Consider the following 13,232-nt stretch of genomic DNA (forward strand, 5'->3'; position numbering starts at 1 on the left):
AAAGGGGAGGTCGCTCTGCTCGAAGAGCAAAGCGGGTGGGGATCATCTCTCTCCACACGCAGCGGTGTGTGCGGCAGACCCCATCCCGACCTTCCCCCTTTCAGGGGAAAGGAGAAGTTTGGCGGCAACACAAGTTGCTGTCCTGATCCGGCGCAACAGGTTCCCGGATTCCCTAACTTTAAGGCCCGCCGGCTGCATTCCTTAACCCGTTATTTACCGTGACGGGAAAAAGTCAGCAGCTGAAGCAGACGACCAGCGCAGAATTCGATTGTCTCTTAACGGGAATGCGCGGGGAGGCTGCGGGCGCAGGGTGTAGGCGCCGGAGTCGGGACCGGACGGAATCATGAATTCGCGCGTATCGTGGAGTGTTGACGGCATCGATCCTTCCGTCCGCGACAGGGCCGAGGCGGCTGCGCGCCGCGCCGGCATGTCACTGAACGACTGGCTCAACTCCACCGTCGGCGAACCCAGCCCGCCGGATTGGCGCATGGCGCCCGAGCAACGGCAGCCGATGCCGAGCCGGGAAAGCCGCGAGGTTGCTGACATCCATCAGCGGCTCGACGCGATCACCCGCCAAATCGAACAGATTGCAAAACCAATGTCGCGCGCCGAAGCCGTGCGCGCCGAAGTGCCGCGCGGCCAGCCCGCCGTCGCACGGCAGCTGAACGACGCGATTTCGCGCCTCGATGCGCGGCTGTCGCAGATTTCGCGACCGCAGCCGGCGCGCGAGCCGCAACCCCAGCCGATGCGTGAAGCGCAGATGCAGCGGGAGCCGCAGATGCAGGACCGGCAACTGGAGGAAAGGCTGCGCCAGGCGGAAGCGGTCGAGCGCGCTGCAGCCCAGGTCTATCGCCCCTCGCCGCCGCTCAGCCCGGCGTCGTTCGATTCCGCGATCGCGGAGATCGCCGCACGTCAGAACGAGCTCGACGGATCAGCGCAACGGCAGATGCCGCCGCGCAACGCTCAGCCGATGCCGCAAGCAGCGCCGCCGATGGCCGCCTATGCACCGCCGCCGGCTGCGCCGGCCGGACCCGACTTCTCCTCGCTCGAGCGGCACCTGCTCAAGATCACGAGCCAGATCGAGGCGCTGCAGCGGCCCGACCATATCGAGCAATCGATCGCGGCCTTCCGCGGCGAGCTTGCCGAAATCCGCCAGGCGATCACCGAGGCGATGCCGCGCCGCGCGATCGAATCGATCGAGAACGAGATCCGTTCGCTGCATCACCGGATCGACGAGATCCGCCAGGACAGCAGCAACGGCCAAGGCCAGGTGATTACCGGCATCGAACGCGCGCTGGCGGAAATCCGCGAGGCGCTGCGCACCCTGACGCCCGCCGAGCAGCTCACCGGCTATGACGAGGCGATCCGCAATCTCGGCGCCAAGCTCGACATGATCCTGCGCGCCAACGACGATCCGTCGACGGTGCATCAGCTCGAGAGTGCGATTGCCGCGCTGCGCGCCATCGTCTCCAACGTCGCCTCCAACGACGCGCTGCTGCAGCTCTCCGGGGACGTGCACGCGCTGGCCGCGAAAGTCGACCAGCTGTCGCAGATGTCGCGCGCCGAGTCCCATATGGATGCCTTCGCCGGGATCGAGCAGCGCATCGCCGCATTGGCCTCGACCCTGGAGACCCGCGAGCGGCCGGTCGCTGGCTACGACAATACCGACGCCATCGAGGGCGCCCTGCGCTCGCTGTCGGAGCGGATCGACCGCCTGCAGGTCGGCAACGACAGCTCGTCGGCGTTCACCCATCTCGAGCAGCGCGTCTCCTATCTGCTCGAGCGCCTGGAGTCCGCGGACCAGCGCTCCGGCAATCTCGGCCGGGTCGAGGAAGGGCTGCATGACATCATGCGGCACCTCGAAGCGCAGCACGCCCATATCGCTTCGCTTGCCGACGCCACCCGCAACAACGTCAGCAGCTCCTCGCCGCAGCCGATGATGGACAGCGGCATCGTCGACCTGGTGAAGCGCGAACTCTCCGACATCCGCTTCAGCCAGTCGGAGACCGATCGCCGCACCCAGGATTCGCTGGAGACCGTTCACAACACGCTCGGCCATGTCGTCGATCGGCTGGCGATGATCGAGAACGATCTGCGCACGGTGCGCACCGCGCCGCCGCCGGCCCTCGCGCCGGCCGAACCGCGGATGGAGGCACCGCGGATGGAGATGCCGCGCGCAGCGATGCCGCAGCCGACCGCGCAGCCTGAATCATACAAGGCTGAATCATACAAGCCTGAATCGTACAGGCCTGAATCGTACCGGCCCGAATTGCCCAATCCTGCGCTGGCGCAGGAGCACTTCATGTCCGCGCCGCGCGAATTCCATGCCGCGCAGCCGGTCGAGACCGCGCTGCCGCCGCTGCCGCCGCGCGCGATCAGCGAGATCCTCGAGCCGCATGCCGCCTCCGCGCGCGCCGCGATCGCGCCGGATCTGCCGCCGGATCATCCGCTCGAGCCGGGCACGCGCCCCTCGGGCCGCGCGTCGTCACCGTCGGAGCGGATCGCGGATTCCGAGCGCGCGATCTTTGATCTTCCCGCCGGCAAGAAGGAGCCGGTCTCGACCTCGAGCTTCATCGCCGCCGCGCGCCGCGCGGCGCAGGCCGCCGCCGTGCAGCCCGTCAACGACAAGGCCGCGCGCGCCGCGAGCAAGGCCGCAGCCAAGGCCAAGGAGAAGGCCGACAAGGCCGCGAAGGCCGCTGCCGGCAAGGCCGGCGTGCCCGCGACTGGTGCGCCGGCGACCGGCGCGCCGGAGGCCCAGCCTTCGACCATCACCTCCAAGATCCGCTCGCTGCTGGTCGGCGCGAGCGTGGTCGTGATCCTGCTCTCGACCGCCAAGATGGCGATGAACCTGCTCGACACCAGCTCCGCACCGCAGACGCCGGCGATCGAGCACAGCGAGCCGGCCGCACCGCCCGCGCAGCCACCCGCCGAGAACTCTGTCGTCCCGGCACCGGCTGCGCCGTCCGGCGTGCCCGGGCCGTCAGTGCCCGGACCGTCGATGACCTCGCCGACGCCGCTCGGCCGCCAGTCCAACAACACGGCGGCGCCGAATACGCTCGACAGCGCGCAGGTGACGATCCCATCGGCGCCCGCGCCCGCCGCGGCGCCGGAGCCGGCTGCGGCACCGGTCGCCGCCGCCAGCGATATCACCGGCACGATTCCGACCGCGCCGCCGCTCGGTGGCAAGCTCGCGACGATCCAGATTCCGGCGGGCGAGAAGCTGCCCGACGCGATCGGCGGTCTGGCGCTGCGCACGGCTGCGATCAAGGGCGATGCGGCCGCGGCCTATGAGGTCGGCGTCCGCTTTGCCGAGGGCAAGGGTGTGCCCGCCAATGTCGACGAGGCGGCCAAATGGTATGGCCGCGCGGCACAGGCCGGCGTGGTGCCCGCGATGTTCCGGCTCGGCACCTTCTACGAGAAGGCCCTCAGCGTGAAGCGCGATTTCGATATCGCGCGGCGCTACTACGTGCAGGCCGCCGAGCGCGGCAACGCCAAGGCGATGCATAACCTCGCCGTGCTCGACGCCGATGGCGGCGGCAAGGGCGCCGACTACAAGAGCGCGGCGCAGTGGTTCCGCAAGGCCGCCGATCGCGGCGTCGCCGACAGCCAGGTCAACCTCGGCATCCTCTATGCCCGCGGCATCGGGGTCGAACAGAACCTCGCCGAGTCCTTCAAATGGTTCAGCCTCGCCGCCGCGCAGGGCGACGCCGACGCCGGCCACAAGCGCGACGATATCGCCAAGCGGCTCGACCCGCAGTCGCTGGCCGCAGCGAAGCTTGCGATCCAGACCTTTACCCCCGAGCCGCAGCCGAGCGATGCGGTCAACGTGCCGGCCCCAGCCGGCGGCTGGGACGGCGCGCCCGTGCAGCCCGCGGCGGCGAAGTCCGTCAAGCCACCGTCGAAGCGGACCGCGGCGCTGGCCGCACACTGATCTCGCTCATTTGAAAGCTTCTGCGGCGCCTTGACGGCGCCGCTGTCCTATCCCTCCGCCCTTCCGCCGTGTAGACAGGCGCAAAACCCCGCGCCAGTGGCGCACGTGTTCCGGAGGGTCAGGCTTGTCTGTCGACGATCGTCAGGATGATGGAACGGGCCATCGTTCGTCGCCGACCGGTCCCCGCGTCGCGCCGCCGCGTCAGACGCCGTCGCCATTTGCCGCGCCTCCCAAGGCTCCGCCTTCCCCTCCGCCTCCGCCCCCGCAAGGGCAAGGACGAGAGAACGTGGCATCGCCGCCCCGCACGTTCCGGTTCTCGCTCTTGTCCGTCATCATCTTCGTGCTGCTGTTGTCGAGCGTCGCCATTCAGGCCTATCGCGACCTGTCGAAGCCGGGCGCCTGGGACTTCTGGCGCGAGACCTACATCGCGGCGAGCATGAATTCGGCGGTGATTCCCGATGTCGACATCGATGGGTCGGGCCGCAGCCGGCGTGCACTTGCGATCAGCGGCAAGATCGGCTCGGCCAGCGCGAGCTGGTTCCGCGACCGGCTCAGCGAGGCCCGTCTTGCACCAGGCGATGCCGTGCTGCTGTCGTCGCAGGGCGGTGCGCTGAACCAGGCGGCGATCATGGGCGAGGTCATCCGCACACATGGGCTCGTCACCGCCGTCGCTACATCAGACGCATCGGGCAAGCTGCGCCCCGCGGCCTGTGCCAGCGCCTGTGTGCTGGTCTATGCCGGCGGCCAGACCCGCTATGGCATCGCGGGCTCGCGGCTCGGCGTGCATCGCTTCACGACCAGCGCACCGGTCAGCGATCCCCTCGCCGAGGCGCAACGCATCCAGGGCATGGTGCTGGGCTACATGACCAAGATGGGCGTCTCCTCCGGGATCGTGGAAGCGATGTCGCAGACCTCGGATATCCGCTGGCTGAGCCCCAAGGAAGCGCTCGCGCTGAACCTGATCACCAAGCCGGTCGATCGGCCCTAAAGCATGATCCGGAAAAGTGCGGAGCGGTTTTCCGAAAAGATCATGCTCAAACCAGCCGACACCGGCGTCATTAATCTGAATTATCAACCACGTCCGGAGCCGAGCTGCCACGTGCGGCGAAAAATGCCATCGGGGGCGGATTCTTTAGTCCCTCCCCTCGCAGATTTCGGTTATGCAAGAACGCGGCAATCGACCCGCGTTCGCCTGCTTCTTGCGCGCCGACCGGATTCGTTCAGCCGGAGAATGCCCGACCAGAACGACATCACGCCGTGATGCGGCCTTGCGCCCCAGCATGTGGCGAACCGACAAGAAGCGACGCGCGTGCAGCTCTACCTCCCGATCGCCGACATTCCGGTCAATGTCTTCCTCATCCTGGCGATGGGCGCGGCGGTTGGATTCGTCTCCGGCATGTTCGGGATCGGCGGCGGCTTCCTGATGACGCCGCTGCTGATCTTCGTCGGCATCGCGCCGGCGGTCGCGGTTGCTTCGGTTGCGAGCCACATCGCGGCCTCCTCATTTTCCGGCGCGATCTCCTATTGGCGCCGGCGCGCGATCGACCCGCTGCTGGCGGCGGTGCTGCTGGTCGGCGGCACGCTCGGCACCGCGCTCGGGGTGTGGACCTTCACCTTCCTGCGCTCGCTCGGCCAGCTCGACCTGATGATCGCGCTGTCCTACGTCATCCTGCTGAGCACGGTCGGCGGGCTGATGTTCTGGGAAGGCCTGCGCGCGATGCTGCGTTCACGGCGCGGCGGCCCGGTCACGCTGCGCAAGCCCGGCAGCCATGGCTGGATCCACGGCCTGCCGCTGAAGCTGCGCTTCAAGCGCTCCAAGATCTACCTCTCGGTCATCCCGGTCGTCGTGGTCGGGCTCGTGATCGGCTTCATCGGCGCGGTGATGGGCATCGGTGGCGGCTTCATCCTGGTGCCGCTGATGATCTATGTGCTGCGGGTGCCGACCTCGACCGTGATCGGCACGTCGATGGTGCTCACCCTCGTCACCATGGTGTTCGCGACCATGCTGCACGCGGTCACCAACCATCTGGTCGACGCCGTGCTGGCGCTGATCCTGATGATCGGGGGCGTCACCGGCGCGCAGTTCGGCGCCCGCGCCGGCCAGAAGATCCGCGGCGAGCATCTGCGGCTCTTGCTCGGCCTGCTCGTGCTCGCGGTCGGCATCCGCTTTGCGGTCGAGCTGGTGATCCGGCCGCAGGACCTGTTCAGCATCCGCGAAACCGGCGGAGCCCCGCCATGAGGCTGCGCGCGGCGCTTGCGATCATCGGCCTCGCCGCCAGCCTGGTGGCCGCACCCGCGCGCGCCGAGCGGCTGATCGTGTCGGTCTCCAACCACCGCGTCACTGTGACGCCGAACTATTCCGGCGGCGAGCTCGTGCTGTTCGGCTCGGTCGAGAAGGACGACAAGACACCGTCCAATCGCGGCAATTACGACCTCGTCGTCACGGTGTCCGGTCCGCGCGCCGACATGGTGACGCGGCGCAAGGAGCGCAAATTCGGGATCTGGATCAACACCGACTCGCGGCAGTTCCTGCAGGTGCCGGGCTATCTCGCCCTGTTCTCCAATCGTCCGTTCGAGCAGATCGCCTCGCCTGAGGTGCAGCGGCGGCAACAGCTCGGGCTCAACAACGTGCTGCTAATGCAGCGGGTCGGGCCCGACTTTGCCGACGTGGTGCCGAACGATCCGTTCCGCAGCGCCTTCGTCCGGCTGCGCTCCGAACACGGGCTGTACCGCGAGGCGACCTCGGCGGTGACGTTCCTGACACCGACTTTGTTCCGCACCGGCATTCCGCTGCCGGCGGAGGTGCCGATCGGCACCTACAATGTCGAGATCAAGCTGTTTTCCGACGGGGCGCTGGTGACCAAGACCGAGACCGCCTTCGAGATCGTCAAGGTCGGCTTCGAGCAGTTCGTCGCCACCACCGCGCGGCAGAACGGCCTGGTCTACGGCCTCGTCACCGCGTTCATGGCGCTGATGACCGGCTGGATGGCCTCGATCGTGTTCCGCAAGGATTGATTTAGCCACCCCTCCCCTGCAACGCGCCTTCGAACGCATCGCTCAGGATGGAGAGGCCAAGATCGATCTCGTCATCGCTGATCGTCAGCGGCGGAGCGATGCGGAAGACGCTGCCCATGCCGGGCAACTGCACGATGTTGGTGCTCATTCCAAGCTCCAAGCAGCGCTGCGACACAAGCGTTCCGAGCGCTTCGTCAGGCTCCTTGCTGAAGCGGTCGCGCACGATCTCGATGCCCTGCATCAGCCCCCGGCCGCGGACGTCACCGATGCATTCGAACCGGTTCTGGAGCGCCAGCAGCCCATCCCTCAGCCGCGCGCCTGCGATCCCGGCGCGCTCGACCAGTCGGTCGCGGAGGATGATCTCGATGACCTTCAGCCCGACCGCCGCCGGCATCGGATCCGACACATGCGTCGTGTAGAACAGGAAACCACGTTCGTGACATCGCTCCTCGATTTCCGCCGATGTGACGACCGCGGCCAAGGGCAGCCCGGCGCCGAGCGTCTTCGACAGGGTCAGGATATCAGGCACGACGCCGTCGCGCTCGAAGGCGAACATGGCGCCGGTTCGCCCGAGGCCGGTCTGTGCCTCGTCGACGATCAGCAGCATGCCGCGCGCGCGGCATAATTCCTTCAGCGCGGCGAGATAGCCCTCCGGCAGATCGATCAGCCCGCCGGAACTGAGGATCGGCTCGGCGATCATGCAGGCAAGCGAGCCGGTCGATTGGCGGTCGATGAGATCGAAGGCGTAGGCCAGCTCGGCCCGCCAATCGGCCGCATTGCCGAAGCGCGGGCGATAGAGGCTCGGCGTCGGGATCGCGAGCGAGCCGACCGGCGCGGGACCATAGCCCTTGCGGCCGGCCGAATAGGTCGCCCCGGCCGCGCCTGACGTCATTCCGTGCCAGGATTGCGCGAACGCAACGGTCTCGAAGCCGCCGGTGGCGAGCTTGGCCATCTTGATGGCCGCCTCGTTCGACTCGCCGCCCGTGCTCAGCAGCATGACGCGATCGAGCCCCGGCGGCAAAAGCTCCGCGAGCTTTTCGGCAAGCGCGACGACCGGACGCGTCAGCATGCCGCTGAACAGATGATCGAGCCGCTCGGCATGCTCGCTGATGGTCTGGACGATCTCGGGGTGACCGTGGCCAAGCACCGCGCTCATCTGCCCGGACGTGAAATCCAGGATGGCGCGGCCGTCGGCGTCATAGACGAAGGAGCCGGAAGCGCGCTCGATGATGACAGGAGCGAACGTCCCGCCATAGCGAATGAGGTGACGCCGCGCGCGATCCCAGAAGGATTTGTCGTTATTTCCAGCCATGCCCGTTTCCTTGCTGCTCGGTCGCCGCGATGAACGACCTTTGCAGCGCATCTTATGCACCCGACACAGCAATGACATTGCGATTTGAGATGCATTTTGCCCGCTCTTCTGCGATCAATTGCGCAAAAGACGGCAAATGCGAAAGAAATGGGAACCACGATCGTGATCGACGAGATGGACCGGAAGATCCTCGACGTGCTGCAGGTCGAGGGCCGCATCACCAATCTCGAGCTGGCCGAACGGATCGGCCTCTCGTCCGCCCCCTGCATGAGGCGCGTCCGGACCCTGGAAGAGACCGGCGTCATCAATTCCTATGTGGCATTGGTCGACCCTGCGCGAATTGGACTTGGGTTCGACGTGATCGTCGAAGTCCGCCTCAAGCAACAGAACAGGGAATCCTTCGCGCTTCGAGAAGAAGGTGATCGGCCTTCCGGAGGTCGTCGAATGCTGCATGATCGCCGGCGACTGGGATTACTCGCTGCGGGTCGTGTCCTCAGATCTCGCAAGCTATCAATCGTTCATCCTCGACCGCCTGATGCACCCGGACACCGATATCGCGAGCTACCGCACGACCATCATCCTGCGGAAGGTGAAATCGACGACAAAGATCGATAGCTCGCTGTTCTGATCCCAAGGATCAAACAAGCAGCCCGACCCCCATCGCGATCACGCTGAGCGCCATCGCGCCGGTCGAGAGCCAGCCGAGCCGATAGAGCCACCCGCCGATCACGAAGCGTCCCATCACCGCCTTGTGGCGGGCCATGACCATCAGCAGCACCATCACCGGCACCGCGAGCACGCCGTTGACGACCGCGCTCCAGTACAGCGCCGAGATCGGATCGATCGGCGTGAAGTTGAGCGCGATGCCGATGCCACCCGACAGTGCCAGCACCGAATAGAACGCCATCGCCTCCTTCGGTTTGCGCGCCAGTCCGACCGGCCATCGCCGGCCCTCGCCGACCGCATAGGCGGTCGCGCCTGCGAGCACCGGGATTGCCAGCAGGCCGGTGCCGACGATGCCGAGCGCGAAGATCACCTCGGCGAACGGTCCGGCGATCGGGCGCAACGCCTCGGCGGCCTGCGCCGAGGTCTGGATGTCGGTCTTGCCGGCGGCGTGCAGCGTGGCCGCAGCGGTGACGATGATCGACAGCGCGATCAGGTTGGAAAACGCCATCCCGGTGACCGTATCGGCGCGGATGCGGGAGAACTCGTTCCGTGCGCCATGATGCTTGTCGATCAACGGATGCTTGGTGACGTCGACCCGCTGCTCCTCCGCCTCCTGCGAGGCCTGCCAGAAGAACAGATAGGGCGAGATGGTCGTGCCGAAGATCGCCACGATGGTGGTGAAATAATCGGAGCTCCAGGTCAGGCGCGGAACGAGCACGCCAGCCAGCGCCTGCATCCACGACACCTTGGCAAAGGCGAGCGCCGCGACATAGGCGAATAGGCTGAGCGTCAGCCATTTCAGGACGGCGACGTAGCGCCGGTAGTTCATGAATATCTGGGCGGCGACTGAGGTCACGCCGAACAGCACGACGTAGAGGATGGCCGGGCCGCCGATCAGGAGCCTGGTCGCGTCCGCCATGGCCGACAGGTCGGCGGCGATGTTGACGGTGTTGGCGATGAACAGCAGCGTCACCACGATGATCAGCAGCCAGCCCGGATAATGCCGGCAGACATTGCCCGCTATGCCGTGCCCGGTGACACGGCCGACCCGCGCGGAGATCTCCTGGATCGCAGTCATCAGCGGGAACGTCAGCAGCATGGTCCAGCCGATGCCGTAGCCGAGTTGCGCGCCGGCCTGGCTGTAGGTGCCGATGCCCGACGGATCGTCGTCGGAGGCGCCGGTGATCAGGCCAGGGCCGAGCGACTTCACGACGCGCTTGAAGCTGAACGGCTCGCGCCGAGGCTTCGCCGCCGGCGCATCTTCATCCTTGTCGTGTCGCGAGATCGTCTCTTGCCGCGTCATGTCCGGTTCCAGCCGTCTGACAACGGGCCGGATACCGCCAAGGTTCCTGGGTGAAACCTAGGCCTCGATGACGGTGGCGACGCCGGGCGCGAGGATCCGCAGACGGCGGCCGAAGCCGAGCGTATCGAAGCTCGCGCGCAGGTCACTCGCGTCCTGCCGGAAATGCGCCCAGCCATCGGTATGAACGGGCACGATGACCGCGTCCGCAAAGGCGCGCGCGGTCTCGATGGTGTCGTTGGTATCCATGGTGAGATGGAACGGGCCGCGGGTTTGCGCCGCGCCCGCGAACGGCAGCACCACGCCGCAAACAAAGCGCCGCGCGACCTCGGCGACACCGTCGAACCAGGTGGTGTCGCCGCTGACATAGACCGGACGGCCGGGCTTCGCCGGCTCCAAGACGAAGCCGACGACGTCGCCGGACAGCGGCTCGATGCCCGCGGGCCCGTGCCGCGCCGGCGTCGCGGTGACGGTGAGCGTCCGGCCGCCCTTCGTCAGGGTGGTCGAGATCCAGGGCGCAAAACCCTCGGCGTTGCCGCCGAGCCGCTTGGCGCCGGCCTCCGTCGTCAGCACGCGCTTCGCCATTTTAAGGAAATCCCGGCCGGAATGGTCGAGATTGTCGGAATGCTGGTCATGGCTCAGCAGCACCGCATCGATCTCGCCGACGTCGCCCGCGCTGAGCGCGGGGCCCGTCAGCTTCTCCAGTTTCACATGCGGCAGTTGATAGTCGCCGGGCGCATCGAAGGTCGGATCGGTGAGCAGGCGGAACCCGTCGATCTCGATCAGGGCGGTCGGGCCTCCGATCAGGGTGATGGTGATGCTCACGTCACACTCCTCTTGGGCGAAGCCGCGGCTGGGCGGGTCACCAGGTAAATGCCGAGTGCGACCGGAATGATCCCGAGCAGGTCGCGAAATTCGACATGCTCGCCGAGCACGAGATAGGCGAACAGCATGCCGAGCGGCGGCATCAGGAAGTGATAGGCGCTTGCAGCGGTCGCGCCACACACTTTCAGGAGATGAAACCAGAGCAGATAGGCGAGGATCGAACCGCCGAGCACGAGGAAGGCGAAGGCGCCGGCGAGCCGCATGCTCGGCACGATGTCGCCAACGCTCGAGAGCGTGAAGGCGAACGGCATCACCGCAAGCCCGCCGGCGATGTTCTGGATGCCGTTGCCGATCCACAGGCTACCCTTCGGCGCCAGCAGCTTGAACAGGACGGTGCCGGCGACGATCGAGGCGAGCGAGGCCAATGTGAAGAGTATGCCGTGCGGGCTATCGGTACCGACCTTCATGCGATGCCAGACGATGAAGGCGACGCCGGCGATGCCGAGCACGAGGCCCACCACCTTGCGCAAGGTCATGGTCTCGCCGAGGAACATCGCCGCCAGCATGGCGGTGAAGACCGGATTGGCGGAGACGATCAGCGCGCCGAGGCCGGCGGAGACCGTTTTCAGGCCGGTATAGCCAAGGCCAAGATAGAGCGCGTTGTTGGCGACACCGAGCACGGCGAAAACCGCCGCATCGCGCCAGGTGAGATCCCATTGATCCCAGCGCAGCAAGGAGATGCCGAGGATCAGGACTCCGGCAAGCGAGAATCGCGCGGCGAGCAGGATCAGCGGCGGGCAATCGGTGACGCCGATCTTGCCGGCGACGAAGGCGTAGCTCCAGAGCAGGCAGAACAGGGCGATCAACAGCGGCAGGGTGTTGAAGCGGGTGCGGGGGACGGACACTGAGGTTGCGGCGGGCGAGCTTGCAGGGGACATGGCAGCTTCTCCTTCGCCCCATGATCTAGGCCCGCGCCTTGTCATTTGGAAATTAAATGATAGACTGACATGCAGTGGATTTATGAATGGAGGCTGCGATGCTCGACCTGGAGCTGTTGCGCAGTTTCGTCTCGGTGGTCGATGCCGGCGGCTTTACCCGAGCCGGAGAGCGCGTCCACCGCACGCAATCGACGGTGAGCCAGCAGATCAAGCGCCTGGAGGAGGATGTCGGCCAGCCGCTCCTGATCCGCAGCGGCAAGGACGTCACCCCGACGGAGGCCGGCGAGCGGCTGCTGACCTATGCGCGGCGACTGCTGTCACTCGCGGAAGAAGCCCGCGACGTGCTCTCGCGCCCCGGCAGCGAAGGCGCGATCCGGATCGGTATCACCGAGGATTTTGCCGCCTATCGGCTGACGAGATTGCTCGCGACCTTCGCGCGCAGCCACCCGAATTTGCGGCTCGACGTGCGCTCCGGCCAGAGCCTGTTCCTGTACCGCGATCTGGAGCGCGGCGATCTCGATCTCGCGCTGATCAAGCGCGCCGCCAGCGAGAAGGGCGGCATCGCGGTGTGGCCGGAACGGGTGCACTGGGTCACCAGCAAGAGCCATCCGCGCGACACGGCGACCGGCTCGGTGCCGCTGATTGGCTTCGGCTCGGGCTGCCTCTATCGCGCCCATGCCATCCATGCGCTGGAGCGCGCGGGCCGTAACTGGCACATGGCCTACACCTCCTCCAGCCTCGCCGGCATCCAGGCCGCGGTCGCCGCGGGCCTCGGGCTCAGCATCCTGTCGGAGATGTCGATCCAGGCCGAGCATCGCGTGCTGACGGCAAAAGACGGCTTTGCGCCGATCGAGCGGACCGAAGTCGCCCTCATCGCCGCCCCTGAGGCCAGCCCCGCGACGCTGCGGCTGGCGGATCGGCTCGCGGAGTATTGCGAGAGCGTGCAGGCGAAGGCGGCATAGGGCGAGATCATGCCGCTACTCCACTGTCGTCCCTGCGAAAGCAGGGACCCATAACCACAGGGATGTGTTGCTGAAGCAGGCTGTGGCCCCAGCGTCGCGCAACAACGACGATCGGTGGTTATGGGTCCCGGGTCGCGCTTCGCTTGCCCGGGACGACACCGAGTGTGTGTGGCGCGGCACGCGAAGGCGGCGCAGGGCGAGGTTGCGCCGCTACTTCGCTGTCGTCCCTGCGAAAGCAGGGACCCATAACCACAGGGCGTAGTGAGAGGTTAGGCTGGAGCCA

General features: G+C 66.7%; 10 protein-coding genes and 1 pseudogene. 7 read left to right on the plus strand and 4 right to left on the minus strand.

What is annotated here, in order from left to right:
* Window positions 1–343: 343 nt before the first annotated feature.
* The 4 genes from ACVIGB_RS27915 (at window position 344) to ACVIGB_RS27930 (ending at window position 6,946) form a co-directional block, all read left to right on the plus strand.
* Complete coding sequence (locus tag ACVIGB_RS27915; RefSeq protein WP_456720221.1) at window positions 344–3,931, plus strand: hypothetical protein; 3,588 nt, start codon at window positions 344–346, stop codon at window positions 3,929–3,931.
* A gap of 124 nt (window positions 3,932–4,055) precedes the next feature.
* Window positions 4,056–4,919 (plus strand): hypothetical protein, encoded by an 864-nt coding sequence (locus tag ACVIGB_RS27920; RefSeq protein ID WP_456720220.1) that lies wholly within the window; start codon window positions 4,056–4,058, stop codon window positions 4,917–4,919.
* Between the two features lie 321 nt (window positions 4,920–5,240).
* On the plus strand, window positions 5,241–6,170 hold the full coding sequence (locus ACVIGB_RS27925) for a sulfite exporter TauE/SafE family protein (protein WP_092126250.1): 930 nt from the start codon (window positions 5,241–5,243) through the stop codon (window positions 6,168–6,170).
* Entirely contained in the window at window positions 6,167–6,946 is a 780-nt protein-coding gene (locus tag ACVIGB_RS27930) for a TIGR02186 family protein (protein ID WP_456720219.1), read from the plus strand. The genes ACVIGB_RS27925 and ACVIGB_RS27930 overlap by 4 nt, the downstream gene beginning before the upstream one ends.
* A 1-nt stretch (window position 6,947) precedes the next feature.
* Here ACVIGB_RS27930 and ACVIGB_RS27935 read toward each other — a convergent pair whose 3' ends face one another.
* Window positions 6,948–8,258 carry an aspartate aminotransferase family protein gene (locus tag ACVIGB_RS27935; protein ID WP_456720218.1) on the minus strand — a complete coding sequence of 437 codons (1,311 nt, stop codon included), beginning with the start codon at window positions 8,256–8,258 and terminating at the stop codon, window positions 6,948–6,950.
* Window positions 8,259–8,432: 174 nt separating this feature from the next.
* Between ACVIGB_RS27935 and ACVIGB_RS27940 the strand changes: the two are divergent.
* Both ACVIGB_RS27940 and ACVIGB_RS27945 read left to right on the plus strand, forming a co-directional pair.
* A pseudogene (locus tag ACVIGB_RS27940) lies at window positions 8,433–8,504 on the plus strand (winged helix-turn-helix transcriptional regulator); the annotation flags it as partial.
* A gap of 172 nt (window positions 8,505–8,676) precedes the next feature.
* Window positions 8,677–8,886, plus strand: a complete 210-nt coding sequence (locus tag ACVIGB_RS27945) for an Lrp/AsnC ligand binding domain-containing protein (protein ID WP_456720217.1) — start codon at window positions 8,677–8,679, stop codon at window positions 8,884–8,886.
* A gap of 9 nt (window positions 8,887–8,895) precedes the next feature.
* On the opposite strand, the gene ACVIGB_RS27950 is transcribed toward ACVIGB_RS27945, so the two are convergent.
* The 3 genes from ACVIGB_RS27950 to ACVIGB_RS27960 are packed head-to-tail and all read right to left on the minus strand — an operon-like array spanning window position 8,896 to window position 11,987.
* A complete protein-coding gene (locus tag ACVIGB_RS27950; RefSeq protein WP_456720216.1) occupies window positions 8,896–10,227 on the minus strand; it encodes an NRAMP family divalent metal transporter in 1,332 nt (443 codons plus the stop codon).
* 57 nt (window positions 10,228–10,284) lie between these two features.
* Window positions 10,285–11,049: an MBL fold metallo-hydrolase gene (locus ACVIGB_RS27955; RefSeq protein ID WP_456720215.1), complete on the minus strand. Its 765-nt coding sequence runs from the start codon at window positions 11,047–11,049 to the stop codon at window positions 10,285–10,287.
* A complete protein-coding gene (locus ACVIGB_RS27960) occupies window positions 11,046–11,987 on the minus strand; it encodes a DMT family transporter (protein ID WP_456720214.1) in 942 nt (313 codons plus the stop codon). The genes ACVIGB_RS27955 and ACVIGB_RS27960 overlap by 4 nt, the downstream gene beginning before the upstream one ends.
* A 98-nt stretch (window positions 11,988–12,085) precedes the next feature.
* Here ACVIGB_RS27960 and ACVIGB_RS27965 point away from each other — a divergent pair, with 98 nt between their 5' ends.
* On the plus strand, window positions 12,086–12,949 hold the full coding sequence (locus ACVIGB_RS27965; protein WP_092126252.1) for a LysR family transcriptional regulator: 864 nt from the start codon (window positions 12,086–12,088) through the stop codon (window positions 12,947–12,949).
* Window positions 12,950–13,232: the final 283 nt, after the last annotated feature.

This window comes from Bradyrhizobium sp. USDA 4341, assembly GCF_054063755.1.

What these genes read in the sequence shown, in the direction of transcription:
- ACVIGB_RS27915 (WP_456720221.1), top strand. Translation starts at nt 344, where the DNA reads ATGAATTCGCGCGTATCGTGGAGTGTTGACGGCATCGATCCTTCCGTC.
- ACVIGB_RS27930 (WP_456720219.1), top strand. Translation starts at nt 6,167, where the DNA reads ATGAGGCTGCGCGCGGCGCTTGCGATCATCGGCCTCGCCGCCAGCCTG.
- ACVIGB_RS27935 (WP_456720218.1), bottom strand. Translation starts at nt 8,258, where the DNA reads ATGGCTGGAAATAACGACAAATCCTTCTGGGATCGCGCGCGGCGTCAC.
- ACVIGB_RS27950 (WP_456720216.1), bottom strand. Translation starts at nt 10,227, where the DNA reads ATGACGCGGCAAGAGACGATCTCGCGACACGACAAGGATGAAGATGCG.
- ACVIGB_RS27960 (WP_456720214.1), bottom strand. Translation starts at nt 11,987, where the DNA reads ATGTCCCCTGCAAGCTCGCCCGCCGCAACCTCAGTGTCCGTCCCCCGC.
- ACVIGB_RS27965 (WP_092126252.1), top strand. Translation starts at nt 12,086, where the DNA reads ATGCTCGACCTGGAGCTGTTGCGCAGTTTCGTCTCGGTGGTCGATGCC.